Consider the following 26,012-nt stretch of genomic DNA (forward strand, 5'->3'; position numbering starts at 1 on the left):
GTTATAATATATTCACAATAAAAAAAGAACAAAGGAAGGAGCGGTAACTATTATGAAAAGGAAAAATGCGATCAGCGCTGTCCTTGCGGTTGTCATGGTGACGGCGGCTGTCCTTCCGGGATGCGGTGCCAATGAGAATGACGGAAAGACGGAGATAGAAATTCTCCAGTACAAACCCGAGGCGGCAGCGTATTTCGACCAGGTGGAGGACGAGTTCAACGCGACCCACGATGACATTCATCTCACGATCAGTTCTCCAAATGACGCCAGTACGATTATGAGAACGAGATTTGTGAGAAACGACTATCCGGACATTATCGGAATCGGAGGAGATATCAACTACTCCTATTACGTTGATGCGGATATTCTTGCAGATATATCGGACTATGAAGGGCTGGCCGATATTAATCCGACTTATGTGGATATCCTGGAATCACTGGAGATTGTTCCTACAGAAGGGACATACGGAGTGCCGTACGTGGCCAATGCAGCGGGAATTCTGTACAACAGAGATATGTTTGAGGAGCATGGATGGAAGATCCCCGAGACCTGGAGCGAGCTTATGGATCTCTGTGAGGAGATCCAGTCGGAGGGAATCCTGCCGTTCTACTTCGGTTTCCGTGATACCTGGACCTGCCTTGCGCCATGGAATGCCCTGGTAGTAGGACTGGCGCCGTCAGACACATGCCAACAGGTAAACGCAGGCGAGACCACATTCAGCGATCAGTACCGGGAAACTGCGGAAAAATGTCTGAAACTTCTGGATTATGGTCCGGATGATCCGTTTGCATACGGGTACAATGACGCATGTACGGCATTTGCCAACGGAGAATCTGCGATGTATCCCATCGGAAGCTACGCGGTTCCCCAGATTCAGCAGGTAAATCCGGATATGAATATTGATTCCTTTGTCATGCCGGGAAATGATGACGCATCAAAGAATACGCTGAATTCAGGTGTTGACCTTCTCTTTTCTGTGACGGCAGCATGCAAGAACAAGGAAGCGGCTTATGAAGTTCTGGATTTCCTTCTGGAAGATGAGAACATCCAGGCGTATATTGACGACCAGAATGCAATCCCGTGCAAGAGCGGTGATTTTACTCTGTCACCGGCACTGGACGGCATGACATCCTTTATTGAAGCGGGGAATATGACAGACTATCAGGATCACTACTATCCGTCTGAGATGGCTGCGGATGCACTGATCCAGACATTCCTGATTAACGGTGATGTGGATGATTTCCTGACTACATTTGACACAAGCTGGCAGAGATATAACAGGGATATTATCCGCGAAGTTCAGGAATATAACGAAGAGCATGGAACTGCTGACTAGGAAAGGAGCGGGAAAAGATGAAAAAAGCAAATGACAGCAAAAGAACTTATATGCTGATTACCATACCGATACTGGCACTGTTCGTGTGCTTCAACACGATACCTCTGATCCGCGGTGTGATCTACAGTTTTACGAACTTTAAGGGATTCGGATCTTATGAATTTGTCGGCCTGCGCAACTACATGGATCTGTTTACAGACCCGAGAATCGGAGGGTCATACCTGTTTACAATCAAGCTTGCAGTGGCAGCGACCATCGTGACCAATGTGATCAGCCTGATCCTTGCCCTGGGGCTGAACAGCAGGATCAAAGGAAAGACATTCCTGCGTGCGGCATATTTCGTGCCGAATGTTCTGGGAGCTCTGGTTGTAGGATACATTTTCCAGTACTTCTTTACATACATTCTTCCGGAACTCGGGAAAATGATCGGAAGCGATGCGTTGAGTTCCAGCATGCTTTCCAACAAGAATACGGCATGGATTGCGATTGTGATCGTCTGTGCATGGCAGTCCATTGCAATGAATACAATCATCTATATTTCGGGTCTGCAGACTGTGCCCGAGGATGTATATGAGGCGGGAGACCTGGACGGAGCTACAGGATGGAAAAAATTCCGTTACCTGACATTCCCGCTGATCATTCCTTTCTTTACCATCAATATGGTGCTCTGCGTAAAGAACTTCCTGATGGTATTTGACCAGATCATGGCTATGACGAAAGGCGGCCCGGAACAGAGTACAGAATCCATTTCCTATCTGATCTATAATAATGGTCTGTCAGGCGGAAGCTTCGGATACCAGAGTGCAAACGCAGTTGTATTCTTTATTGTGATCGTGGCAATTTCCGTGGCTCAGATGACGATTTCCGGCAGGAAGGAGGAGCAGTTATAATGTATGAGAAAATGAAAGCAAAGGTAAACTGGCCAGTTACAATCCTTCTGTTTATCGGGTTGATTACAGTGGCATTCCCGCTGTATATGACGATTGTGATCGCCTTCAAACAGCCCTCAGAGATGACCAACAGTATCGCGGGGATCCTTTCCCTGCCGAAGTCCTGGAGCTTAAGCAACTTCGCCCAGGCAATGGAACTGACAGATTTCTGGCGTTCCCTGGGCAACAGCCTTCTGGTAACTGTAGTTACGGTAGTGCTTGCCATTGTGCTCCACTCCCTGATGGGATATGCGGTGGGAAGAAATAAAGCCCACAGCAAAGTTTACAACTTTATCTACCTTTTCATTGTAAGCGGTATGTTTGTCCCGTTTGCTATCCTGATGATGCCTCTGGCAAAGCAGACGGCGGAAATGCATCTGGACAATTGGGCTGGTGTTATCCTGCTGTATGTGGTATTCTATATGCCGATGAATCTCCTTCTGTATACAGGGTATCTTGTAAATATTCCGATTGCCCTTGAGGAGGCGGCAAGAGTGGATGGCGCGAGTACATGGCGGACATTCTGGAAGATCATCTTCCCGATCATGAAGCCCATGCATGCTACGGTTGCGGTTATCACAGCCCTGGCAGTGTGGAATGATGTCATGACTCCTCTGATTATCATGTCAGGAAAAGGAGAAAACACGCTGCCACTTGCTCAGCTGACATTCCAGACCCAGTTCGGTACGAACTACAACCTTGCGTTTGCATCCTATCTTCTGGCTTTGATACCGATTATCATATTCTATGTGATCTGCCAGAAACAGATTATCAACGGAGTGGTGAACGGGGCTGTGAAATAGACGCATATTTTCGGGGCGGAGCCAGATATCCGGCAGTACGGCACCTCACTGCCTGGGGACTGGCTCCGGGACGAAATTGTGCGGAGGAGAGGATGCCACTGACAGAATGGATATAACTTGGAGGAAAGAGATATGGCTATTATATATGATGAACAGCAGAGGACACTTACTCTGCACACGAAAAATACTACTTACCAGATGCAGATTGACAAGTTCGGGTTCCTTCTGCACCTGTACTATGGGAAGCGTGCGGAAGGGTGTATGGATTATCTGCTGACATATTATGACCGTGGATTTTCCGGAAATCCGTATGATGCGGGACGAGATAAGACTTATTCCATGGATGCGCTTCCCCAGGAGTTCCCGTCTCTGGGAACGGGGGATTACCGGTCCCCGGCATGTATTATCAAGAATACGGACAGTACATATTCCAGTGATTTCCGGTATGTTGACCATGAGATACGGGACGGCAAATATGCGCTTCAGGGACTTCCGGCAGTGTATGCCGGAGATGAGGAAGCTCAGTCGCTTGAGGTAAAGCTTGAGGATAAAGTTACCGGCGTACAGGCGGTGCTGCTCTACGGCGTGCTGCCGGAATATGATGTGATCACGAGGAGTGTGAAGATTGTCAACGGCGGAGCGGGGAACATTACAGTGGAGAAGCTCTGCCCCGCCTGCCTTGACATGACCGGTGGAAACTATGATTTTATCACATTCTACGGACGTCATGCGATGGAGAGAAATTATCAGAGGATGCCCATCGGACACGGACTTTCAAAAATCGGCAGCCTGAGAGGTTCGTCGAGCCATCAGTATAATCCGGCTGTGATCGTGGCGGATCACGGGACAACCGAGGAAGCGGGCGGATGCTATGCACTTTCCTTTGTCTACAGCGGCGGATTCCAGAGTGAGGCGGGAAAGGATCAGTATAACCAGACGAGAGTGGTGATGGGGATTTCAGAAGAGCAGTTCGCATATCCGCTGAAGCCCGGTGAATCTCTGCAGGCACCGGAAGTGATCCTGAGTTACTCTGCAGCAGGACTTGAGCTGCTTTCCCAGAATCTTCACCGCTGTATCCGGACCCATCTGTGCCGTGGCAAATATAAAGAAGCCGTCCGCCCGGTGCTGATTAACAGCTGGGAGGCGTCCTATTTCGATTTTACCGGTGAGTCGCTCCTGAAGCTGGCAGAGCAGGCGGCGCAGCTGGGAATCGAGATGTTTGTTATGGATGACGGCTGGTTCGGAAACAGGGACAGCGACTTACGAGGTTTGGGTGACTGGAAAGTCAATGAAAAGAAGCTTGGCTGTTCCCTGAAGGAGCTGATCAGCCGCATCAACGGGCTGGGGTTGAAATTCGGGATCTGGATCGAGCCGGAGATGGTAAATGAAGACAGCGATCTGTACCGGGCACATCCGGACTGGGCCTTCGTGATCCCCGGCCGCAGGCCGAACCGCTCCAGACATCAGCTGGTTCTTGACTTTTCCAGGCGGGAAGTCGTAGACTATATCTATGCACAGATATGCAGTGTTCTCGACCAGGGAAATGTGGAATACATCAAGTGGGATATGAACCGGAGCCTGGCGGATATCTACTCGGCAACAGCGGACAGCCAGGGAAGGGTGCTTTATGACTATACACTGGGGCTGTATGATTTCCTGGAACGGCTGGTGAAACGCTATCCGAACATCCTGATCGAGGGGTGCAGCGGCGGCGGCGGACGTTTTGACGCGGGAATGCTCTACTATACTCCTCAGATCTGGTGCAGTGATAATACAGATGCTCTGGACCGTGTGGAAATCCAGTACGGTACCTCTTTCATTTATCCGGTTTCGTCAGTCGGGTCTCATGTGTCCGCGTCTCCGAATCATCAGACCGGAAGGTGTACGTCACTTCATACAAGAGGGACAGTGGCCATGGCAGGCACCTTCGGGTATGAGCTGGATCTGAATCAGCTCACGGATGCGGAAAAAAATGAGATCAGGAGCCAGATTAAAGATTACAAGAAATATGCAGCGCTTATCCAGAGAGGCCTTTATTACAGGCTTACCTGCCCGCAGACAGATGATGTGGGAGCATGGGCGTTCGTTTCAGAGGACCGCAGCGAGGCGCTTGTCCAGGCTGTGACCCTGAAACAGCATGCAAACATGCCGGTAAACTATATCCGGATCAGAGGACTTGAGGAGGGCTGTATGTACCGTGAGGCGTCAACCGGAAGAGTTTACAGCAGCGCGGCACTTTCGGATGCCGGATTCCCGATTCCGATTGCCATGGGAGAGCATCAGGCATATCAGTGGCATTTTGTGAAAGAAAAATAGGAAGAATCCAGGAGGGGACGCAGATGGCGAAGAAAACGGCGAAGAGAACCGGCGCGAAAACGACTGCGGCATCAACGGTGAAAAAGACAGCGGCGGCTGTGGCGACGACGAAGAAAACAGCGGCAGCGGCTGAGACAGCGACGAAGAAAACAGCGGCCGCGGCTGAGGCTGAGGCAGCGACGAAGAAAACAGCGGCGGGGGCTGAGGCTGTGCAAACGGCGAAGAAAACTGCAGCAGCGGCGACGGCGGAGAAAAACGCGGCCGCGGCGAAAGCTGCAGCAGAAAAGGAAAAGTCGGACAGAATTTTCCAGGAGCGGCTTAACCGGCATCATGATGAACTGAGGTGGCTGTACATGGAGCTCTACGGCAATTCAGACATGTTTGCAGAGCTGTGCGGTCAGATGAAGCGGTATTATGACGAGCGGAATGAAAAGCTGAAAAGGCTTGACTCAGAGCGGGAAAAAGAAGGCGAGTGGTACCGGAAACGGGATATGCTCGGCATGATGATGTATATTGACAACTTTGCGGGGAATATCAGAGGCGTGCAGGAGAAACTGCCCTATCTGGAAAAATGCAATGTGAACTATATCCATCTGATGCCTTTCCTGGACTCGCCGAAAGGAAGATCTGACGGCGGATACGCAGTGGCAGATTTCCGAAAGGTGAAACCGGAGCTGGGAACGATGGAAGAACTGGCGGATCTTGCGGAAAAATGCCATGAAAAAGGGATCAGCCTGTGTATGGATTTCGTTATGAATCACACATCGGAGGATCATGAGTGGGCGCGAAGAGCGCGTCAGGGAGACGGAGAGTACATGAGCCGTTACTTTTTCTATGCGGATCCCTCTATTCCTCAGGAATACGAGAAGACTGTACCACAGGTATTCCCGACAACGGCGCCGGGCAACTTTACCTGGCTGCCGGAACTGGGGCATTATGTGATGACCACATTTTATCCCTATCAGTGGGATCTGAATTACCGCAATCCCCGGGTGTTCAATGAGATGATGTACAATTTCCTCTATCTGGCAAACCAGGGAATGGATATTATCCGGATCGATGCGGTTCCCTATATCTGGAAAGAGCTGGGAACAAACTGCCGGAATCTTCCCCAGGTACATACGATTGTACGTATGATGCGTATGATCGGCGAGATCGTCTGCCCGGGCATTGTACTGCTTGGCGAGGTGGTCATGGAGCCGGAGAAGGTGGCGCCTTATTTTGGAACAGTGGAAAAGCCGGAGTGCCATATGCTTTATAATGTGACAACCATGGCGACTACATGGAATACTGTGGCAACCCGTGATGTCCGTCTCCTGAGGAAACAGATGGATATTGTGTGCGCGCTGCCGAAAGAGTATACCTTCCTGAACTATCTGCGGTGTCACGACGATATCGGATGGGGACTGGATTATGGCACGTTAAGCAACTGGGGCATGAAGGAAGTTCCCCACAAGAAATATCTCAACGATTATTTTCAGGGCAAGACAGAAGGAAGCGTCAGCCGGGGCGAACTCTACAATGAGGATCCGGTGACCGGAGACGCAAGATTCTGTGCCACGACAGCCTCCATGTGCGGGATTGAGAGCGCAGGTTTTGAGCAGGATGAGGAGAAGATGGACTGGGCAATTGAAAAAGATCTCATGCTCCATGCATATATGTTCACCCAGTCCGGCATCCCCATGCTCTACAGCGGCGATGAAGTCGCACAGGTAAATGACTATACGTATAAGGAAGATCCCGACAAGGCTCCAGATTCCCGGTATATCCACCGCGGAAAATTCAACTGGGAACTGGCAGAGCGCATCAGTGAGAAAGGAACCGTGCAGCAGCGGATTTTCGACGGGCTTGCAGAACTGGAAAAGATCCGCAGAACAGAACCCGTCTTCAGCGCCGATGCAGAAGTATATACAAAGGATTACAGCGACACATCCATCCTCTGGATCGTCCGCCGGGCAGAGGGGAGAGAACTCCATGCAGTGTTTAACTTCAGTGATGAAGGAAAGACGGTCTGGATGCCGGAGAAGGCAGAGTATACGGATCTGCTGACCGGGAAAACCGGGGAAGTAGAAACCGTGGAGCTTCCCGGCTGGGGATTCTTCTGGATGGAGAAAAAATAAGAAGTTTTTATATATGGGGCTGTCACATGAGGCTAGATTTCTCATGCGATATGCCCCATATTTGCAGGAAAAGGAACGCGTACTAAAACCGGCTTTGCCCCTGCGCTACTCTTCAAAGTTCAGGTTCTCCGGTCCGTCGGGCAGATCCTCTGTGGGGTCAAAATCAGTGGTCGGGACGTTCAGCCCGACTTCCGAGAAAGATTGCAGGTCTGCCGGCCGATGCAGATTTTCTTCAATGTAGTAAATTTGCTCTTTTGAGCGCCTTTTGAAAGAGATGAAACATATTATCATGATAAAAATGCAAAGAACTCCGCGCAGAAAAGAAAATTTTCGTAATAAGTCTTGAAATTACCGGGGGGGGGTATGATAGATTTGTACTTTATACGAAAAGAGGGATAAAATGTCAGTTAATTTGGAAGAGTGGCAGCGCCGCAGATATGATCCTGTGTCTGTCTGGAATATACATAATGCGGAGGAAGAGGTCAGGGAAGCAGAGCTTGTGACAGCCAATTTTATCATCGGATCCTGCGGGATTGAGAAGATACTGGGAAAAATCCTGGAGAGCCGGGCAAAATATGCGTCAGTGGCGATCCGGGAAGACATGGAAAAAGTGACTGTGGAAGATGTGGTATGGCATTTTCAGAAAAATGGTCTTGACCTGATCTACATGAAAGATTTCAGCGATGGCGGGGGAAATGCAGTGCGGATGGATTTTGAAAACCTCCGCACTGCATGCTGATTCAGAAAGAGTTGTATGTATTTATCTGGAAACGGTCATCGCGCAGAATAAGGTAGTGGGAATGATCCGCATAGATAACATAGTCAGGGGTTGTCAGAACCATGGAGCCCTCCGGATCGAGAATATAGGAAAGCGAGACAGATCCTCCTAATTTTCCTGTACTTATAACAGGATACTCTCCGGAAGTGACAAACGCCATCTCATCACCGTCAGAGAGAGGATAGACTACATCATCGATCACAATGGTGGTCGCCTCGCGGTTCAGCCCCTGGACTACATAGCTGTCCGTACCAAAGAGAAAGATGTTCTGGAGACCGGGGGTCACTCCGGAAAAAGATGCGCCTTTCGTCCGGCTGTAAGCATCATAGACTGTGTATTCTCCGGAGGAAGATTCCAGAAGAAACAGGTCTTTGTCCTGATAGATAATGTCTTCGCAGTTCTCCGGAAATACTGCCTCCTGCATTCCTTCAAGGCGCAGAAAGTGGGGCTGCCTTTCTTCCCCGCAGTCAAACCGCAGATACATATTGTGATCTGTCCGCCGATACTGGTTCTGGGGGAACCATACGTTGAGGTAATCCCATTCTGTAAACTGGATGTGACCTTCCGGGTCGCAGAGAAAAGAAGCGGTGGAAATCAGGTCGGTTCCATCCTCCTGGATCTCTGTATATTTACATTCGACAATCATATATTCTCCGAGAATGATCTGATCTACGGAAATACCGCCGAAAAGCGCCAGATCATAAAGGTACTCCGAGTTCTTTTCGTAAAAGATGCCGGTATCGAGCAGGCAATCTCCGTTTTCGTCTGCAATGTATGAATATCCTTCGGGATTTTTTCTGTTGTACAGAACCAGACCGTTGGCAAAGGAAAAAACTTCTTCCGGGTCTTCACTGTCTTCGGATAACGGATGGCAGTTCCGGTCATATGTTCCGCTGCTGAGCACGAAAGACAGGAGATGCCCCTTGTCATCCGCCGTATACGCGCAAAGTCCGTCCTGGGGCTCAACTGACCAGTCCTGATCAGCAACACTCCAGACGCCGGTCTGATAATTTTCCCGGTCTTTGCGGATGCGGATAAAAAGAAGCGAGTTCTTGGCAATCGCCCCGGCAGTCTGGTCGAGAATCATTCCGTCCAGGGCGACACACATTTCAATCAGCGCGTTTCGGAGGGAGAAGACCGGGCTCCCGTCCGGGGCCAGCACATGTACCCCGGGCGCATAGTCAGATCCGGTAGCGCATAGAAAATAAGTGCCGACAGCCGGAAAACGGTTGAGGTCCGCACAGCCTCCTGAAAGTAAAATGATTGTGAACGCCAGAAAAAACGGCAGGATTTTTCTTCGCAACATCTGCATTTCCCCCTTATGAATGTCTGAACTGATATCGACAGTTTTATCTATACTATAGCAGTGGGGAACAGGCATGTAAATAAAATGTCAGGTAAATAGAATGTTGTCAATAAAATGTTTGACAAGGACGTTTCAGAAAGATATAATAATCACGAAACAAGGGCGTTTTTCATTCAGAGGTGGAGAACGCCCTTTTGATATTTCCAAGTGAAAACAGATGAATATGAAGAATAAGGAAAATGAAGAATCAAAATGAAAAGGAGGTTTCATTTATGCATAATTATACTAGGGAGGATATTCTCCAGATGGTGGAGGAAGAAGACGTCGCTTTTATCCGCCTTCAGTTTACAGATATCTTCGGAATCATGAAGAATATGGCTGTGACGGTCAGCCAGCTTGAAAAGGCTCTGGACAACAGATGTATGTTCGACGTTTCTTCCCTGGAAGGCTTAAGCGGAGAGGAGGATTCGGATATGTATCTGTATCCGGACCTGAGCACCTTCGAGATCTTCCCATGGCGTCCCCAGCAGGGCAAAGTGGCGCGGCTGATCTGCGACGTTTACCGCACGGACGGCACGCCTTATGAGGTGGATCCCCGCTATGTCCTGAAGAAAGCGATCACGGGGGCGCGGGAAATGGGATATACCATGAATGTGGGACCAGAGTGCGAGTTCTTCCTGTTCCACACAGACGACGACGGCCTGCCGACGACGCTGACCCATGAGCAGGGAGGCTATTTCGATGTGGGCCCCATTGATTTCGGGGAGAATGCGAGACGGGATATGGTGCTGACTCTCGAGGAGATGGGATTTGAGATCACATCCTCCCATCACGAGATCGCCCCTGCACAGCATGAGATCGATTTCCGCTATGATGAGGCTCTTGTGACAGCGGACAATCTGATGACATTCAAGATGGTTGTCAAGACGATCGCAAAACGGCACGGACTCCACGCTACGTTTATGCCGAAGCCGAAGAGCGAGACGTACGGTTCGGGGATGCATATCAATCTTTCCCTGAGCAAAGACGGGATAAATGCATTTCAGAGCGCAGATGATAAAAACGGGCTGAGCCGGGAGGGTTACTACTTTATCGGAGGTCTCATGAAACATATGAAGGCGATTACCGCGATCACAAATCCTACGGTAAATTCCTACAAGAGATTTGTTCCCGGATACGAGGCGCCGGTTTATATGGGGTGGTCGTCCAAAACCCGGGGACCGCTGATCCGCGTGACGGAGGGGCGTGGAGAGAACACCAGGATCGAGCTGAGAAGCCCGGACGCTGCGGCAAATCCATATCTTGCGCTGGCGGTTCTGCTGACTGCCGGACTGGACGGAATCCGGAATCAGATTATGCCGCCCGACTGCATTGATGCGAATATCCAGAAAATGACCCCGCAGCAGCGGGAAGCGCTGCATGTCGAGGCGCTGCCGCGGACGCTGGATGAAGCGCTGGATGAACTGGAGAATGATGAGCTGATTCTTGGTGTGCTGGGAGAGAAACTTGCGGATAAGATCATAAGAGCGCGCCGCCAGGAATATCATGAATACTGTATGCAGGTGACGGACTGGGAGATCGCAAATTATCTCTATAAGCTTTAGGAGATGAAAATACAGACTGCAGGAGGTGAAGACCGGTTTGAGCAATATTATCGTGGCGTTCCCGAAGCGTGAAAATGCGGTGGGAATACGGAATGCGCTGGTGCGTTCCGGTATGGAAGTGTCGGCAGTCTGCCTGACCGGGGCAAAAGTTCTGCAGTATGCCGATACGTGGGGCGAGGGCATCGTCATCTGCGGGTACCGCCTGCAGGATATGCAGTATACTCAGCTGCGGGAAATGCTTCCGGAGAGTTTTTCGCTCCTGCTGATCTCCTCGCCGGAGAAATGGGCTGACGGCCTGCCGGATGGCGTGATCGGTCTCCCCATGCCGCTTAAAGTGTACGATCTTGTCAATACGGTGGAAATGCTTCTCCAGTCAATGGAACAGAGAAAGAGGAGACGCCGGGAAAAGGGCAGAGTCCGGAACAGCCGGGAAAAGGAGCAGATCGACCAGGCAAAGGCACTGCTCATGGAGAGAAACCACATGTCGGAAGAAGAGGCGCACCGCTACCTTCAGAAGACGAGTATGGAGACCGGAAGAAATATGCTGGAGACGGCGCAGATGGTTCTCACGATTATGAATGAATAAAAAAGCAGAGAGGATTAAGAAATATGCGTTTTACCAAGATGCAGGGACTTGGAAATGATTATGTGTATGTCAACTGTTTTGAGGAAAAGCTGACGGAACCTTCCAAACTGGCGGTCAGGATCAGCGACCGGCATTTCGGCGTGGGATCGGACGGATTGATCCTCATTAAGCCCTCGGATAAGGCGGATTTCGAGATGGAGATGTACAATGCCGACGGCTCCCGCGGAGAAATGTGCGGAAACGGAATCCGCTGCGTGGCGAAATATGTCTACGACTACGGACTGACCGATAAGACCCGGATCTCTGTGGAGACGCTGGGAGGAATAAAACACCTTGATCTTACCGTGAAGGATGGAAAAGTAAGCCTTGTGAAGGTGGACATGGGAAAACCGGTTCTGGAACCGGAGAAAATTCCGGTAAGGGTAGAAGGAAACCGGGCTGTGGACGTGCCGATTCCGGTGAAAGGAAAGAAATACCGCATGACGTGCATTTCCATGGGAAATCCGCACGCCGTGATTTTTGCAGAGGAGGATGTGCGGGAGCTGCCGCTTCACAAAATCGGACCTTTGTTTGAAAATCATGATATGTTTCCGAACCGGGTAAACACAGAATTCGTAAATATACTCGACCGCAATACCGTGCGGATGCGTGTCTGGGAGCGGGGATCGGGAGAAACACTGGCGTGCGGCACCGGGGCGTGCGCGGTGGCGGTAGCCTGCGTGCTGAACGGACGCACCGAAAACAGTGTGACAGTAAAACTCCCCGGAGGAGATCTGCAGATCGAGTGGGATCAGGAAGAAAATACCGTCTATATGACCGGTCCTGCGGAAACGGTGTTTGACGGCGTATGGCTGCAGTGACGGAAAAAATACAGCGAAAAAGCCGAAGTGCCGGGAGTGTGTCCTGGCACTTCAGCTTTTCAGCATGACTTTCTGTCCGTTTACATTAATATTTTCCAGGTTCTGAAATACCCAGTCCCCGGTCTGAGGAGAATATCTTATGATTACCGGAATCCAACAGTCGCGGACGGCCAGATAAAGATACTGACCTGACCTGATGCTGATATTATTCGGTGAATTATCCCCGGTAATATAGATATCTGAGCCAGAGCCTGTTTTTAATACTCCGGTTATCATAATATCACAGCTCCTTTCGTCCGAAATTCAAAGTGAATAAACTCCCGTTTATTACCATTTCAGTCTATATAAAAATTATGAACATTTTATGTTATATTATGTAAAGTTTTTTTAATAAATCATAAAATAAAGATAAATTCAGAAAAAAATACATAAATTAAAAAATATAAAGAATTTAAAAAAAGGGGTTGATTTTTTTGAAGAGTTTGGTATAATAACCATGTTGCTTGCGAGAGCAGCAAAAAATAAATACAACAATGCGGAATGGTGTAATTGGCAGCACAGCAGACTCTGACTCTGTTAGTAGGGGTTCAAGTCCCTTTTCCGTAGTTGGGAATTTGCGGAGAGCAGGTTCCCTATTTTATCGGAGTGTGGCTCAGCTTGGTAGAGCGCTACGTTCGGGACGTAGAGGCCGCAGGTTCAAATCCTGTCACTCCGATTTCAAAAAGCCTTGTAAAAACGGACTTCCTTTACTGTTCGGTTTACAAGGCTTTTCGTTTACCTAATAAATTTGCCTAATATTTTTCTCAGACACTACAGTAAATCATGATATAATCAATGTTGGAATTTAGAAGATAAGGGATGGTCTGTTATGGATTACAATGAAGTTAAAAAAAACTGGCAGAATAAAAAAATAACTGACGAGGCAGATTTAAAAATAGCATTGGAGAATTTCCGTATTCTGTTTGCCTACAACTCAAATAAAATCGAAAATCCTATGACCACATATCATGATACCCGTGAGATTTTTGAAAATGGACGAGTGGAAAATTACAGTGGAGATCTGAGGACGATCTTTGAAATACAAAATCAAAAAGAGTGCTTTCATTTCCTGACGAAAAAAAATATTGAGCGCAGCCCTCTTGATGAAAATTTAATCAAAGAGATTCAAGGGATTTTAATGAAAGGCTGTTACGATCAGACACGTTATGAGAAAGGGGAGCGTCCCGGACAGTACAAAATACATGATTATGTTGTGGGAGATGAAGTTGGAATCGCTCCGGAAGATGTCGCAGATGAAATCAGAGACTTATGCCAACAGGTAAATGAATATGAGGGCAGTGACATTTTAACTGCGGCAGCCTTTTTCCATCTGAGCTTTGAGGCGGTCCATCCCTTTGCAGATGGGAATGGAAGAGTAGGCAGGACACTTTTGAACTATTATTTGATGATACATGATTATCCTCCGACTATTATTTATAATGAGGACAAGGCAACATATTATATGGCGCTTGCGGCTTTTGACAAGACAGGAAAAATAGACGGATTTATTGCGTTTTTGCGGGAGCAGACAGTAAAAACGTGGACAAGAAAAAATGTGCTTCCGAAGTTGAAAAATCCCTGAACCCGAGTGTGTTCAGGGATTTCTTTTATAAGGGGCAGTCAGGAGAGATTTTCCCCCATACCTTGAGCATCCGGCAAAAATCCGCTATAATCTTAAAGGTAAATTTTAGTTGAGACACAACCTTATAGCAGGGAGATTGATGAAAAATGAAGATAGTATTGCAGAATCTTACGAAAAAATTCCCCGCCCGGGGGAAAAAGAGCCGGGGGGACGTTACCGCTGTGGATAACTTTACCTGCGAGATCCCGGACGGAGAACTGATGGGGCTTCTCGGACCGTCCGGATGCGGGAAGAGCACCACGCTGAATATGATCTGCGGGCTGGAGAAGCCCTCGGATGGAAAGATCTTCTTCGGGGAGGAGGATGTGACCGCCCTTGCACCGGAGCTGCGGGGTGTGGGCATGGTGTTCCAGAATTATGCGCTGTACCCCCATCTCACTGTCCGGGATAATATCCGGTTCCCCCTTGAAAACCTGAAAGGGAAGAATAAACTTTCAAAAGAAGAGATGGAAAGGCGGGTGAAGGAGGCGGCAGGTCTGGTGCAGATCGAGGAACTCATGGAGCGCAGACCCAGTGAGCTTTCCGGCGGGCAGCAGCAGCGGGTTGCCATCGCCCGTGCTCTGGTGAAGATGCCCCGGGTGCTGCTCCTGGACGAACCTCTGTCCAATCTGGACGCCCGCCTGCGTCTGCAGACAAGGGAGGAGATCCGGAGAATTCAGAAGAAGACGGGTATCACCACGGTGTTTGTCACCCATGACCAGGACGAGGCCATGAGTATTTCCGACCGGATCGCGGTTATGGATCACGGCGTCCTCATGCAGATGGGAAAACCCCAGGAAGTCTATGACAATCCGGCGAATCTGTTTGTGGCGAAGTTCCTCGGCACTCCGCCGATCAATGTGTTCCGGGGAGAGGTGCGCGGCGGCATGCTCTGCATCGGGGATGCTCCGGTACTTCCGGCGGCAGGTGTTCCTGATCAGGAAGTGTGGGCGGGTATCCGTCCGGAGGGATTTATTCTGAAGGAAGACGGCCCCTTTGCCTGTCAGCTGAACCGGGTGGAGGTTATGGGAAGGGACGTGAGCATCGTGTCCGCCCACAGCGCATGTACCGGTGAGACGGTCCGTTCCATCATCAATGCGGAAAACCATGTGGACACAGGAGTTTCCACGGTGCGTTTTGCGCTGAAGCCGAACAAAGTATTCCTGTTCCACAGGGATACGCAGGAGCGGATTCTTACTGACGCCCGCTGATACGGAAAGGAGAGAGTGACCTGTTATGAACAGCAATAATAAGAAAGCCTGGCTGTATCTTCTGCCTGCGCTGTTGTTTCTCATCGCTTTTCTGGTTTATCCGCTGATCGATGTGTTTATTTATTCCATGGAGGAAGGCTTTAATTTTGCTTCCCAGACATATTTCGGTGTAGGAATCTACAATTTTTCCTACGTGCTTCATGACCCGTATTTCCTGCAGGCGGTGCAGAATACTTTTATACTTGTATTCATCACAGTGCCCGTGTCAACATGTCTGGCACTGCTGATTTCTCTGGGGTTGAGTTCCATAAAGCCGCTGCGGGATCTGTTTCAGACCATTTATTTTCTGCCCTATGTGACGAATACGCTCGCCGTGGGGCTGGTGTTCATGATCCTCTTTCAGAAGACGGAGTACACGGACGGTCTGGTGAATATGGTGATCAATCTGTTCGGGGGAAGTTCCGTGGATTTTATCGACGGGCCCTACTGGGCGAAAATGTTCGTGCTCTGTTTCTACACCGTGTGGGTGGTCATGCCCTTTAAGATTCTGGTGCTCACAAGCGCCCTGGCGTCTGTGAACCAGGATTACTACAAGGCGGCGCGGGTGGACGGGACGCCTCGGCTGCGCATCTTTACGAAGATCACGCTGCCCATGATCTCACCTATGATCTTCTACCTGGTGATTACGGGTTTTATCGGAGCGTTCAAGGCATACAGCGACGCGGTGGCTCTGTTCGGCACGGATCTGAACGCGGCGGGGATGAACACCATTGTAGGATACGTCTACGACATGCTGTACGGAGACAGCGGCGGCTATCCGTCCTATGCTTCGGCGGCTGCCATCATCCTGTTTGTCATCGTGCTCACGATTACCTGCATCAACCTTCTGGTGAGCAGGAAGAAAGTTCAGTATGAAAGGAGATGAGCGGAAATGGAACAGACGGATTTTGAAAAAGTACAGAAAAAGACGGAGCGGCAGAATGCAGTGCGGAAAGCCGTCACCTACATTCTCCTGACCCTGTGGGCGCTGATCGTCCTCTTCCCTTTTTACTGGATGGTGCTGACCTCGGTGAAGAGCTACGGAGCATATAATGCGGAACACACGCCTTCCTTCTTTACGCTTTCGCCCACGCTTCAGAACTATGTGGATGCATTTACCACAGTGCCGCTGGTCGGCTACCTTTTAAATACCGTGATCTTTGCACTGCTGACCACAGTGCTCATGGTGGTGGTCAGCACACTGGCGGCATACGCCTTCGCCCGCCTGCAGTTCAGAGGAAAGAACCTGGTGTTTACCCTGTTCCTGGCGTTGATGATGATCCCCAGTGAACTGGTGGTTATCACCAATTTTGTGACCATAACGAACATGGATCTGAGAAACACCATGACAGGTCTGGTGCTGCCCTCGGTTACATCGGTATTTTACATTTACCTGCTCAAGGAGAATTTTGAACAGGTGCCCGATGAGCTGTACCGGGCGGCGAAAGTGGACGGCACTTCGGATCTGAAATACCTGTGGAAGGTGATGATCCCCATCTGCCGTCCGACGATCGTAACCATCACTATCCTGAAGATTATCGAGTGCTGGAATTCCTATGTATGGCCCCGGCTGATCACGGACGATCCGGCATACTATCTGGTGTCGAACGGAATCCAGGAGATCCGGGAAAACGGGTTCGGACGCGAGAATATCCCGGCGATGATGGCGGCGGTGGTTGTCATATCCGTGCCGCTGATCATCCTTTTCCTTGTGTTCCGCAGGAAGATCATGGAGGGTGTGTCAAGAGGAGGTATGAAAGGATGAAAAGACCAGGAAGAATGTCGGGGAAAATGCCGGGAAGAATACTTGCGGTCCTGCTTGCGGCTTCCCTGTGTGGGGCGGGACTCTCCGGATGCCACGGCAGAGAGGAAGAGCCGGCAGAGTTTACTGTACCCGAAGAGTTTGACGCATCCGGGAACTATGAGATTACATTCTGGGCGAAGAATGACACCAATAAGAGCCAGACGGATATTTACAGAGAGGCGATTGCAGACTTTCAGGAACTGTACCCCAATATTACGGTGGATCTCAGGCTCTATACAGACTACGGGGACATTTACAATGACGTGATCACAAATATCGCCACAGACACCACGCCCAATGTCTGTATCACCTACCCGGATCATATCGCTACTTACCTCACCGGGCAGAATGTTGTGGTTCCCCTGGATGATCTGATGGCGGATGAGACATACGGTCTGGGCGGGAGCGGGCTGCTTTTCCAGTCGCCCACGCAGTCCCAGATTGTTCCCCGGTTCCTAGAGGAGTGCAGGATCGGAGGAAACTATTATGCGCTGCCTTATATGCGCTCCACGGAAGCCTGCTATATCAATAAAGACTATGTGGAAGCACTGGGCTATACAGTGCCGGATGTGCTGACCTGGGATTTCATCTGGGAGGTGTCGGATGCGGCGGCAAAGAAAAATCCGGACGGCACATATGCCCTGAACGGGCAGGATGTCATGATCCCGTTTATTTACAAGTCTACGGACAATATGATGATACAGATGCTGAAGCAGCAGGGGGCAGGGTACTCTACGGATAACGGAACAATTGAGATCTTTAATGATACGACAAAGGAGATTCTGTATACTGTGGCGGAACATACGGGAACCGGAGCGTTTTCCACATTCAAGATATCCGGTTATCCGGCAAACTTTCTGAATGCAGGGCAGTGTGTGTTTGCCATTGATTCTACGGCGGGGGCAACCTGGATGGGAAGCGACGCCCCGCTGGTGGATATCGCGGAGGAGGCGCTTACGCAGTTTGAGACAGAGGTCCGCATGATCCCCCAGTATGATCCGGAGCATCCGCAGATGATTTCCCAGGGACCGTCTGTGTGCATTTTCAATAAGGATGATCCTCAGGAAGTGCTGGCGTCCTGGCTGTTTACCCAGTATCTTCTGACAAATGACGTTCAGATCGCCTACTCGGAGACAGAAGGATACGTACCGGTAACGACAGTGGCCCAGGAGTCGGAGGAATATCAGGACTATCTCTCGAGGGCGGGAGAGGACAATGACCAGTATTATGATGTGAAGATCAGGGCAGCCGAGCTTCTGCTGGAACACGAGAACGATACGTTTGTTACTCCGGTGTTCAACGGATCTACATCTCTGAGAGATGCGGCGGGGCAGATGATCGAGAATGTGACCAAGTCCATCCGCAGGAAAGAGACAGTGGATGACACGTATATCCGGAATCTGTACAGTGACGTGACAGCGCTGTATCATCTGAATGACAGCAGCGGTCTGGCGGGAGGCAAGGCGGATCTGGGACCGCTTCCCGGGACAGCCGTAGCTCTTATTGCGGGAATCGCGGCAGTCTGGGTGCTGATCATCCTTTATCTGATCCGCTCGAAAGTGAAAGAACGCAGCAGGTGTTGACTTCCCTGTTTTTTTGACTATAATAATATTGTTGCACAAGAACTGTGCCGGTGTCCGGCACTGAGCAATCAGAAAAGGAGATTATTATGAAGAAGAAAGTATTAACTACGTTACTGGCGCTTACCCTGGTGTTCGCTCTGGGCGGCTGCGCAGGCGGCGGAAACAGCGATACGACCGGTGACAACACGACTGCAGAAGACAACACGCAGGATCAGGCAGAAGGCGCAGACGATGCGGCTGCAGAGGTTATGAGCTACGATGAGTATATGGCTGCGGCTGTTGACACGGAGGTTACAGTAGAAGCTTATGTCCAGGCAACACAGTCCTGGTGGGAAGACAAGGCTACGATCTATGCACAGGATAAGGACGGCGGATATTTCTTCTATGACACAGCATGTTCAGAAGAAGATTACGCGAAGCTTGTACCGGGAACGAAGATCCGTGTAACCGGATACAAGACAGAGTGGTCCGGCGAGGTGGAGATCCAGGAGGGAACCTTTGAGTTCGTGGACGACGGGGATACCTATGTGGCGGATCCTGTCGATGTGACAGAGTTCCTTGGAACAGATGAGATTGAATCCTACCAGAACCAGTTTGTGGCTTTTAAGGGTATGACAGTTGAAGCGTCCAGCGATGCAAGCGGAAATGAGGCAGCATTTTTATACAACTATGACGGATCCGGTACAGACGGTGACGACCTGTATTTCAATGCATCTTACAACGGACAGACTTATACATTTACCATCGAGTCCTATCTGTGCGACAGCAGCACGGAGGTCTATGCGGCAGTGAAAAACCTTCAGATCGGTCAGGTGATTGATATGGAAGGATTCCTGTACTGGTATGAGGGCGTGAATCCGCACATCACTTCTGTTACGGTAGTACAGTAGCAGCGGAAAGCACCAGCAGCCGGCTGAAAACAGAATAACTGAATTTGCATGAGATAATTTTTACATGGGATAAGAAATGCCGTGCCGGAATCTGTCAGAACCGGTGCGGCATTTTTCTCTGATATCCCCTGTTTTCAGTGGAGGGGGACGCCGGAAATCGCAGGGCACAATTTGGATTCGGCACTTGATGATGCCGGGAAAACATTATATAATAGCTACAGTCAGTACAAAGATAACTTTTTTCAGAGGAGTGGAATAAGGGTATGTTTGAACATATAAGAGATTGGATCGAGGAGCATAAGGTTCAGACGGTCGGAATCGCCATTGCCGTGGTTATTGCGGCAGGCGGCGTTACTACGGCTGTTGCTTATTCGGCAGGCGTTTTTGACGGGCTTCTACCGACTTCCGCGGAACTGCCAAAGGAGGAGGAGAAGAAGGCGCACCCGCCGGTGATCGCTCTCTACAGTGATACGATTGTCACGGGAATCAATGCGGAGGTCAGCCTTCAGGACAAAGTGATCGAGTCCATTTACGCGGAGGCAGGCGTGAAGGATATTACCATCGAGGCGGCGAACGAGGCGCAGAAGAATAATGTGGCTGTCACGGACATTGAGGACAGGGAAGAGAGAAACGGCGTTCCTGCCAAGCAGATCCGGTTTTCGGCGGAAGGAACTTACACGGTGAATATAACTGTAACTGATCAGGAAGATTCCCAGACGGTAAAGTCGGTGACATTTGAGGTGGGAAATGAGCTCATGTCCTATGTGCAGGGCATTCAGGCGTGGTCTGTTGAAGCCGGGGCGGCAGATACGGATTTCATGTCGGGAGTGACGTGGAATGAGGATTACGTGGCGTCCGTGACTGTGGATGCATCCAACGTGGACACGGCGACCCCGGGCACATACGCCCTGATTTACCGGATTACGGCAACAGACAGACTGGGCGGGACTTCCCTGGAAAAGACGGTGAACGCCACGGTGACAGAGCCGCCGAAAGAGGAAGAGCCGGAAGAAGAACACGTACATAACTTTAATATCCCCATCCGTACAACCGTTGAACATCCGGCGGAGACGCATACGGAGAGACAGTGGGTTGTGGATCAGGCGGCATGGACGGAGACCCAGACCATCGATCATCCGGAGGAAGGACATTATGAGGATGTTCTTGTATCCGGGGCAAGGGATGCGGTCGTTTGTACTGCCTGTGGTGCAGAGATTACTGGCAATGTGGACGCACATCTGCAGGCACATGCAGATGCGGGGGAGCCAGCGGGAACGGAGACGGTTCACTATGAGGCGGTTTACGAGCAGCGCTATGTGGTAGACCAGGAGGCGTGGACAGAGACCAAGACCATTGAGCATCCGGAGCAGGGGCACTACGAGGATGTCACCGTCGTGGACCGGGAAGCATGGACGGAAACCCGTGTGACCGGATACCGGTGCGCATGCGGGGCAGTAGAATGATTTCCGGCAGAGAAATCGCAGCAGGAGCAAAGCAGGTACAGGATATGGAAAAAGCAGTCTTATTTGACATAGACGATACATTATACGATCAGACACAGCCGTTTGTCCGTGCATACGGACGGTATTTCGGAGACCGGTTTGATATAGATGCAGAGAAGATATTCCCGGTTACACGAAAATACAGCGATCAGGTCTATGGCAGGGCGATGGCCGGAGAGATCACGATGGAAGAACTCTACGTATATCGTGTACAGAAGGCGTTTGAGGAGTTCGGAATCTCGATTTCGAGGGAGGAAACCCTGGCGTTTCAGGAGGTCTATGCCGGATGCCAGAAACATATCAGTATGACGGAGCGGATGAAGCGGATCTTGAGCTTCTGCTCCGGGCGGGTGAAGGTGGGGATTATCACAAACGGCCCCTCGCAGCATCAGTGGAATAAAGTGAGAAGCCTGCAGGCGGATCAGTGGATTCCCGAAGCGAATATCTTTGTGTCGGCGGATGTGGGAGCAGAGAAGCCAAGGCGGGAGATTTTTGAATACGCGCAGAAATCCATGCAGCTCGACGGGACGGAAGTTTATTTCGTCGGAGATTCCTATGACAGTGATATGGCAGGAGCCATGAATGTGGGATGGAAAGGAATCTGGATGAACCGCCGGGGACACCGGATCCCGGAAGGCGGAAGAACACCGGATTTTACCGTGACTTCCGAGGAAGAACTGGAAGAACTGCTCCATGAGCTTCTTGCAGGAGCGAAGAACTGAGAAAATAAACAGCGCTCTACAGGAAATTATTTCCTGTGGGGCGCTGTTCTGCAATATTTTTAAGATATTTTTCCGGGATGCCATGCAAGCCGTATACTGGATACATGATGCTCCCCGGTCATCCAGTCCACATCGTTTGTGATCCAGTCCATGATCTCCAGCTGGCGGGTCTCCCAGGCGATGGTGGATTCGCGCGCTTCGGGCGTCTCTTCTACTTCCATGGTTGTATCGATCTCATCGTAGCCGAAGATATAGCCGCCGGCACTCCAGATGCTGAAATTGCTGTCCGGCCCCGGATCGACGGTGTCGCCGCGCTGTGCGATCAGTCCGTCATGGCGTGCCTTATATTCCTCTTCGCAGCCGGGTTTGAGCTTTGTCATGAACATCCGGTGGCGGATCAGTTCCTTGCTCTCACGGACGATACCGAAGTTATGATACATCAGTCTCATATCCTTTCCCGGAGTGGAGATCCAGGTGTAGAGCCCTTCGCTGTCCATCTCCCGCATCAGGCTGTCTGCTTCTGATGCATCGGCCTCTGACGGGCGGACGCCGTCGTCACATTCATAGTAGACAAACACAAGGGATTCTGCGTTCCAGATGCTGAAATTGCGGATGCCTGTCCGGTCCAGCAGCCGGGTGGTACGATCCCAGACCTCTCCCAGTTTTTTTCGATAGTCATTCATTTTTCCGTCGTTGATCTTTACGGCAAGAGCATGTCGTTCCATTTTAAAATCCTCCTGAAAAGATATTGATTTTCGTATAATTAAGTATATCATGGTATTAGGAAAAAGACACGTGAAAAAGTAACACCCGAACCGGGAAATGGAAACCGGGAAATGGAAAGGAGAAAAGATGAAGCAGATCATGGAAGAATCCGGTGTGTTCCAGTATGGAACCGTGGATACAGATCAGATTCGGTTCCTGCAGGAAGTGCGGGAAATGTACTTATCCGGCCGCTCCCTGCCGTTTCCCGGAGCGGGCCCACGGTTCTCTGGAAGGATACGGAATCATGGTGAGTGAGCTTGCCGGACAGGCGGGAATCCGTTATATCAACGGAACAAACACGGTTACATATTTCGGCGGACTGCTGATACCGTAAAGTGCGGTAAAAAGGACCGCGCATCTGAAAGGACGGATGTCACTTTCGGATGCGCGGTCTCTGTTCAGCTTCAGTCTGTTCTGTTTTATACGTATTTCTCAAGTGTTGCCCTTACGGCGCCTTTTCCTGCAATCATTTCTGAGAAGTACCGGCATACAAGCGGAGCCAGGCCGACTTCAAACAGGTTTACGCCGAAGATCTTGTCGTTCTCAAGAACCGGTTTTAATACTTCTTCCGCATTTATCGTGTCTCCCAGTTTGATGGAAGCTACATACGGGCATACCGTGTCGAGAAGCGGATCCGGGCTGAGCTCGAAAGCATTGCCCTCATCGTCGATTGCCATCAGGTAGCGGAGCCATCCTGCAAATACAAGCGGGATGCGCTTTAAGTCTGCCACATTCAGTGTATCGGACTTCTGGTAAGCCTTGATGGTCTCACCGAAGCGGATTGCCAGCTTCTGGGATGTGTCTGTGGCGATTCTCTGCGGGGTATCCGGCATGAACGGGTTCGGGATGCGGACATTGAGAACCGTATCGATGAACTCCTTCGGATCAAGGATGCCCGGATTTACAACAACCGGAAGTCCCTCTTCGTATCCGATGATCTCAACCAGTTTCTTCAGGACAGGATCCTTCATTTCCTTGGAAATGAGGTCATATCCCAGCAGGCATCCGAATACCGCCAGTGTGGTGTGCAGCGGGTTCAGACAGGTGCAGACTTTCATCTTCTCCACCTTGTCCACGGTCTCGCGGTCTGTAAAGATCAGTCCGCCTTTTTCCAGTGCGGGACGTCCGTTCGGGAAAGCGTCCTCGATTACAAGGTACTCGCATTCTTCTGCGTTTACGAACGGAGCCACGTAAGTATTCTTGCTTGTGATAACAGGCTCAAGTTCTTCCACGCCGTCCTTTTTGAGGATCTCTTCCACGGAAGCATTCGGCCGCGGCGTGATCTTGTCGATCATGGTCCAGGGGAAGGACACCTTCGCCGGATCCGTCACATAAGCATAGAACCCTTTTTCGGCAGTTCCATTGTCTTCCCATGCTTTTGCAAATGCTGTAATGGCAGTGTAGAGCTTGTCTCCGTTGTGAGAGCAGTTGTCCATGCTGACCATGGCCATCGGTTTTGCGCCTGCGGTAAATCTTGTGTACAGAAGAGCGGCAACTTTTCCGATATAGCTGTCCGGTTTCTCCGGCCCTTTCTCCATATCTGCGGTCACGGCCGGAAGCTGTTTTCCTTTGCCGTCAACCAGGCTGTACCCTTTTTCCGTGATCGTAAATGTTGCCATCTGGAGAGAATCTTTTGTGAAGATCTCTTTGAGGCGTCCGAACTCTGCCGCGTTGTCCGAATCCAGTGTAAGAGATTCCATCACGCTTCCGACCACGGTTTTCTCAACATTGCCGTCGGCTTTCAGTGTCACGAGGATTGTGTAGTCATCGTGGGGATGATTCATTTTCTCAATGATTTCATAGTCGTAGCCTTCCGCAACGGTCAGTCCTCTGTCGAGAACACCTTCATTTAAAAGGTTCTGCACCACATTTGCCTGGAAGGCGCGGAAAATGTTTCCGGCTCCGAAGTGAATCCAGAAGGGATTCTCTTTTGTGGCAGCCATCACTTTTTCCCGGTCAAATTCCGGGAGTTTATATCCTTTGGAGGTCCATTCCTCTCTGTTTTTTAATCCTGCTTCGCTAAGCTGCATGTCTATCTCGCTCCTTTCTCGATAGCTTCCCAGAGTCCCTGAAGGTAAGTCGCACCAAGCGCGCGGTCATAGAGACCATATCCCGGCATTGCAACCTCGCCCCAGATCATACGTCCGTGGTCCGGGCGGATCGGTCCGTCAAAGCCGATCTCATAGAGAGCCTTCATGATCTCATACATGTCAAATGTTCCGTCAGAGGAGAGATGCGCTGCCTCTTCGAAGTTGGTCGGTGTGATGAACTTCAGGTTGCGGACATGTGCAAAATGAATTCTTCCTTTCAGGGAACGGATCATATCCGGCAGGTCGTTCTCAAGATTTGTTCCGTAGGAACCGGAGCAGAAAGTAACACCGTTGTGCGGATTGTCCACCATGTGCATCATGCGCAGGATGTTCTCCTTGTTGGTGATGATACGCGGAAGCCCGAATACGCTCCATGCGGGATCGTCCGGATGGATTGCCATGTTGATGTCGTATTTGTCGCAGACGGGCATGATTCGCTCGAGGAAATATTTCAGGTTCTCAAAGAGTTTCTCATTGTCAATATCTTTGTACATCTCGAAGAGCTCTTTTACATGCGCCATACGCTCCGGCTCCCAGCCCGGCATTACTGTTCCGTTCATATCGCCGGAGATGGAATTAAACATGTCTTCCGGATTCAGGGCATCGACTGCTTCCTGTGTGTAGGCAAGGACAGTGGATCCGTCCGGCCTTACTCTTGCCAGCTCGGTTCTTGTCCAGTCGAATACCGGCATGAAGTTGTAGCAGACAAGATGCAGGTCTTCCAGTCCGAGGTTCTCCAGAGTCTCGATATAGTTGTCGATATATTTGTCTCTGTCAGCGGAACCTGTCTTGATGGCATCATGTACGTTGACGCTCTCGATTCCCGCCACATGAAGTCCTGCCGCTTCTACTTCCTCTTTCATTGCGCGGATGCGCTCCCTGCTCCATACCTCTCCCGGCTGGGTGTCATAAAGAGTTGTGATAACTCCTGTAACTCCCGGAATCTGGCGGATCTGCTGCAGTGTTACAGTGTCGAATTTCGAGCCGTACCATCTCAGTGTCATTTCCATAATTTCTACCATCCTTTCTTTTTTCGATTATGGCTTGTTTCTTATGTCCTTATTATATTTGATAATGGGGAAAAAGCCAATTGAAAGAGTTGTTGCGC

Annotated in this window: 23 protein-coding genes and 2 tRNA genes; 20 read left to right on the forward strand and 5 right to left on the reverse strand. The window is 50.2% G+C overall.

Annotation, left to right across the window (positions count from 1 at the left end; genetic code table 11):
• Positions 1-49: 49 nt before the first annotated feature.
• The 6 genes from B5F07_RS10570 (at position 50) to B5F07_RS10600 (ending at position 8,243) form a co-directional block, all read left to right on the forward strand.
• Positions 50-1,336: an ABC transporter substrate-binding protein gene (locus B5F07_RS10570; protein WP_087161254.1), complete on the forward strand. Its 1,287-nt coding sequence runs from the start codon at positions 50-52 to the stop codon at positions 1,334-1,336.
• A gap of 17 nt (positions 1,337-1,353) precedes the next feature.
• Positions 1,354-2,226 (forward strand): carbohydrate ABC transporter permease, encoded by an 873-nt coding sequence (locus tag B5F07_RS10575; RefSeq protein ID WP_087161255.1) that lies wholly within the window; start codon positions 1,354-1,356, stop codon positions 2,224-2,226.
• On the forward strand, positions 2,226-3,068 hold the full coding sequence (locus B5F07_RS10580) for a carbohydrate ABC transporter permease (protein WP_087161256.1): 843 nt from the start codon (positions 2,226-2,228) through the stop codon (positions 3,066-3,068). The genes B5F07_RS10575 and B5F07_RS10580 overlap by 1 nt, the downstream gene beginning before the upstream one ends.
• Positions 3,069-3,200: 132 nt before the next feature.
• Positions 3,201-5,384: an alpha-galactosidase gene (locus B5F07_RS10585; RefSeq protein WP_087161257.1), complete on the forward strand. Its 2,184-nt coding sequence runs from the start codon at positions 3,201-3,203 to the stop codon at positions 5,382-5,384.
• A gap of 23 nt (positions 5,385-5,407) precedes the next feature.
• Complete coding sequence (locus B5F07_RS10590; RefSeq protein WP_087161258.1) at positions 5,408-7,504, forward strand: alpha-amylase family protein; 2,097 nt, start codon at positions 5,408-5,410, stop codon at positions 7,502-7,504.
• Positions 7,505-7,904: 400 nt separating this feature from the next.
• Positions 7,905-8,243 (forward strand): hypothetical protein, encoded by a 339-nt coding sequence (locus tag B5F07_RS10600; RefSeq protein ID WP_087161260.1) that lies wholly within the window; start codon positions 7,905-7,907, stop codon positions 8,241-8,243.
• 1 nt (position 8,244) lies between these two features.
• Here B5F07_RS10600 and B5F07_RS10605 read toward each other — a convergent pair whose 3' ends face one another.
• Positions 8,245-9,588: a hypothetical protein gene (locus B5F07_RS10605; protein ID WP_087161261.1), complete on the reverse strand. Its 1,344-nt coding sequence runs from the start codon at positions 9,586-9,588 to the stop codon at positions 8,245-8,247.
• 272 nt (positions 9,589-9,860) lie between these two features.
• Here B5F07_RS10605 and B5F07_RS10610 point away from each other — a divergent pair, with 272 nt between their 5' ends.
• From B5F07_RS10610 to dapF, 3 genes are read left to right on the forward strand one after another with little or no spacing between them, the layout of a single operon-like run.
• Complete coding sequence (locus B5F07_RS10610) at positions 9,861-11,192, forward strand: glutamine synthetase family protein (RefSeq protein ID WP_087161262.1); 1,332 nt, start codon at positions 9,861-9,863, stop codon at positions 11,190-11,192.
• Positions 11,193-11,229: 37 nt separating this feature from the next.
• Positions 11,230-11,778, forward strand: coding sequence for an ANTAR domain-containing response regulator (locus tag B5F07_RS10615; RefSeq protein ID WP_087161263.1), 549 nt, complete (start codon positions 11,230-11,232; stop codon positions 11,776-11,778).
• Positions 11,779-11,801: 23 nt separating this feature from the next.
• Positions 11,802-12,638 carry a diaminopimelate epimerase gene (gene dapF / locus B5F07_RS10620; protein WP_087161264.1) on the forward strand — a complete coding sequence of 279 codons (837 nt, stop codon included), beginning with the start codon at positions 11,802-11,804 and terminating at the stop codon, positions 12,636-12,638.
• A 51-nt stretch (positions 12,639-12,689) separates the two neighbouring features.
• Here dapF and B5F07_RS10625 read toward each other — a convergent pair whose 3' ends face one another.
• On the reverse strand, positions 12,690-12,914 hold the full coding sequence (locus tag B5F07_RS10625) for a hypothetical protein (RefSeq protein ID WP_087161265.1): 225 nt from the start codon (positions 12,912-12,914) through the stop codon (positions 12,690-12,692).
• Between the two features lie 258 nt (positions 12,915-13,172).
• Between B5F07_RS10625 and B5F07_RS10630 the strand changes: the two genes are divergently transcribed.
• The 10 genes from B5F07_RS10630 to B5F07_RS10675 all read left to right on the forward strand — a co-directional run bounded on the left by B5F07_RS10630 (position 13,173) and on the right by B5F07_RS10675 (position 22,049).
• A tRNA-Gln gene (locus B5F07_RS10630) sits at positions 13,173-13,244 on the forward strand.
• 35 nt (positions 13,245-13,279) lie between these two features.
• Positions 13,280-13,353 (forward strand) — tRNA-Pro (locus tag B5F07_RS10635).
• Between the two features lie 153 nt (positions 13,354-13,506).
• Entirely contained in the window at positions 13,507-14,259 is a 753-nt protein-coding gene (locus B5F07_RS10640; protein ID WP_087161266.1) for a Fic family protein, read from the forward strand.
• 146 nt (positions 14,260-14,405) lie between these two features.
• Positions 14,406-15,509 carry an ABC transporter ATP-binding protein gene (locus B5F07_RS10645; protein ID WP_087161267.1) on the forward strand — a complete coding sequence of 368 codons (1,104 nt, stop codon included), beginning with the start codon at positions 14,406-14,408 and terminating at the stop codon, positions 15,507-15,509.
• 25 nt (positions 15,510-15,534) lie between these two features.
• Positions 15,535-16,434 carry a carbohydrate ABC transporter permease gene (locus tag B5F07_RS10650; RefSeq protein ID WP_087161268.1) on the forward strand — a complete coding sequence of 300 codons (900 nt, stop codon included), beginning with the start codon at positions 15,535-15,537 and terminating at the stop codon, positions 16,432-16,434.
• Between the two features lie 6 nt (positions 16,435-16,440).
• On the forward strand, positions 16,441-17,313 hold the full coding sequence (locus B5F07_RS10655) for a carbohydrate ABC transporter permease (protein WP_087161269.1): 873 nt from the start codon (positions 16,441-16,443) through the stop codon (positions 17,311-17,313).
• Positions 17,310-18,935: an ABC transporter substrate-binding protein gene (locus B5F07_RS10660; RefSeq protein WP_242972501.1), complete on the forward strand. Its 1,626-nt coding sequence runs from the start codon at positions 17,310-17,312 to the stop codon at positions 18,933-18,935. The genes B5F07_RS10655 and B5F07_RS10660 overlap by 4 nt, the downstream gene beginning before the upstream one ends.
• An 86-nt stretch (positions 18,936-19,021) precedes the next feature.
• Positions 19,022-19,825, forward strand: coding sequence for a hypothetical protein (locus B5F07_RS10665; protein ID WP_087161270.1), 804 nt, complete (start codon positions 19,022-19,024; stop codon positions 19,823-19,825).
• A gap of 263 nt (positions 19,826-20,088) precedes the next feature.
• Positions 20,089-21,288 (forward strand): hypothetical protein, encoded by a 1,200-nt coding sequence (locus B5F07_RS10670; RefSeq protein WP_087161271.1) that lies wholly within the window; start codon positions 20,089-20,091, stop codon positions 21,286-21,288.
• 44 nt (positions 21,289-21,332) lie between these two features.
• Positions 21,333-22,049 carry an HAD family hydrolase gene (locus tag B5F07_RS10675; protein WP_087161325.1) on the forward strand — a complete coding sequence of 239 codons (717 nt, stop codon included), beginning with the start codon at positions 21,333-21,335 and terminating at the stop codon, positions 22,047-22,049.
• Between the two features lie 59 nt (positions 22,050-22,108).
• On the opposite strand, the gene B5F07_RS10680 is transcribed toward B5F07_RS10675, so the two are convergent.
• A complete protein-coding gene (locus B5F07_RS10680) occupies positions 22,109-22,774 on the reverse strand; it encodes an L-rhamnose mutarotase (protein WP_087161272.1) in 666 nt (221 codons plus the stop codon).
• A 164-nt stretch (positions 22,775-22,938) separates the two neighbouring features.
• On the opposite strand from B5F07_RS10680, the gene B5F07_RS10685 reads away from it, so the two are divergent.
• Complete coding sequence (locus B5F07_RS10685; RefSeq protein ID WP_087161326.1) at positions 22,939-23,148, forward strand: DUF2284 domain-containing protein; 210 nt, start codon at positions 22,939-22,941, stop codon at positions 23,146-23,148.
• A gap of 85 nt (positions 23,149-23,233) precedes the next feature.
• Here B5F07_RS10685 and B5F07_RS10690 read toward each other — a convergent pair whose 3' ends face one another.
• Together B5F07_RS10690 and uxuA are read right to left on the reverse strand one after the other, a co-directional pair.
• The gene (locus B5F07_RS10690; RefSeq protein WP_087161273.1) at positions 23,234-24,844 is read right to left on the reverse strand and encodes a mannitol dehydrogenase family protein; all 1,611 of its coding nucleotides are present in this window, start codon (positions 24,842-24,844) and stop codon (positions 23,234-23,236) included.
• A gap of 2 nt (positions 24,845-24,846) precedes the next feature.
• A complete protein-coding gene (gene uxuA, locus B5F07_RS10695; RefSeq protein ID WP_087161274.1) occupies positions 24,847-25,914 on the reverse strand; it encodes a mannonate dehydratase in 1,068 nt (355 codons plus the stop codon).
• Between the last annotated feature and the right edge of the window lie 98 nt (positions 25,915-26,012).

This window comes from Lachnoclostridium sp. An169 (assembly GCF_002160525.1).
Lineage (GTDB): Bacteria > Bacillota > Clostridia > Lachnospirales > Lachnospiraceae > Mediterraneibacter > Mediterraneibacter cottocaccae.

Excerpts from the sequence above, each read along its gene's own strand:
- B5F07_RS10575 (WP_087161255.1), top strand. The coding sequence starts at position 1,354 with ATGAAAAAAGCAAATGACAGCAAAAGAACTTATATGCTGATTACCATA.
- B5F07_RS10580 (WP_087161256.1), top strand. The coding sequence starts at position 2,226 with ATGTATGAGAAAATGAAAGCAAAGGTAAACTGGCCAGTTACAATCCTT.
- B5F07_RS10585 (WP_087161257.1), top strand. The coding sequence starts at position 3,201 with ATGGCTATTATATATGATGAACAGCAGAGGACACTTACTCTGCACACG.
- B5F07_RS10590 (WP_087161258.1), top strand. The coding sequence starts at position 5,408 with ATGGCGAAGAAAACGGCGAAGAGAACCGGCGCGAAAACGACTGCGGCA.
- B5F07_RS10600 (WP_087161260.1), top strand. The coding sequence starts at position 7,905 with ATGTCAGTTAATTTGGAAGAGTGGCAGCGCCGCAGATATGATCCTGTG.
- B5F07_RS10605 (WP_087161261.1), bottom strand. The coding sequence starts at position 9,588 with ATGTTGCGAAGAAAAATCCTGCCGTTTTTTCTGGCGTTCACAATCATT.
- B5F07_RS10610 (WP_087161262.1), top strand. The coding sequence starts at position 9,861 with ATGCATAATTATACTAGGGAGGATATTCTCCAGATGGTGGAGGAAGAA.
- dapF (WP_087161264.1), top strand. The coding sequence starts at position 11,802 with ATGCGTTTTACCAAGATGCAGGGACTTGGAAATGATTATGTGTATGTC.
- B5F07_RS10625 (WP_087161265.1), bottom strand. The coding sequence starts at position 12,914 with ATGATAACCGGAGTATTAAAAACAGGCTCTGGCTCAGATATCTATATT.
- B5F07_RS10640 (WP_087161266.1), top strand. The coding sequence starts at position 13,507 with ATGGATTACAATGAAGTTAAAAAAAACTGGCAGAATAAAAAAATAACT.
- B5F07_RS10645 (WP_087161267.1), top strand. The coding sequence starts at position 14,406 with ATGAAGATAGTATTGCAGAATCTTACGAAAAAATTCCCCGCCCGGGGG.
- B5F07_RS10650 (WP_087161268.1), top strand. The coding sequence starts at position 15,535 with ATGAACAGCAATAATAAGAAAGCCTGGCTGTATCTTCTGCCTGCGCTG.
- B5F07_RS10655 (WP_087161269.1), top strand. The coding sequence starts at position 16,441 with ATGGAACAGACGGATTTTGAAAAAGTACAGAAAAAGACGGAGCGGCAG.
- B5F07_RS10660 (WP_242972501.1), top strand. The coding sequence starts at position 17,310 with ATGAAAAGACCAGGAAGAATGTCGGGGAAAATGCCGGGAAGAATACTT.
- B5F07_RS10665 (WP_087161270.1), top strand. The coding sequence starts at position 19,022 with ATGAAGAAGAAAGTATTAACTACGTTACTGGCGCTTACCCTGGTGTTC.
- B5F07_RS10670 (WP_087161271.1), top strand. The coding sequence starts at position 20,089 with ATGTTTGAACATATAAGAGATTGGATCGAGGAGCATAAGGTTCAGACG.
- B5F07_RS10675 (WP_087161325.1), top strand. The coding sequence starts at position 21,333 with ATGGAAAAAGCAGTCTTATTTGACATAGACGATACATTATACGATCAG.
- B5F07_RS10680 (WP_087161272.1), bottom strand. The coding sequence starts at position 22,774 with ATGGAACGACATGCTCTTGCCGTAAAGATCAACGACGGAAAAATGAAT.
- B5F07_RS10685 (WP_087161326.1), top strand. The coding sequence starts at position 22,939 with ATGGAACCGTGGATACAGATCAGATTCGGTTCCTGCAGGAAGTGCGGG.
- B5F07_RS10690 (WP_087161273.1), bottom strand. The coding sequence starts at position 24,844 with ATGCAGCTTAGCGAAGCAGGATTAAAAAACAGAGAGGAATGGACCTCC.
- uxuA (WP_087161274.1), bottom strand. The coding sequence starts at position 25,914 with ATGGAAATGACACTGAGATGGTACGGCTCGAAATTCGACACTGTAACA.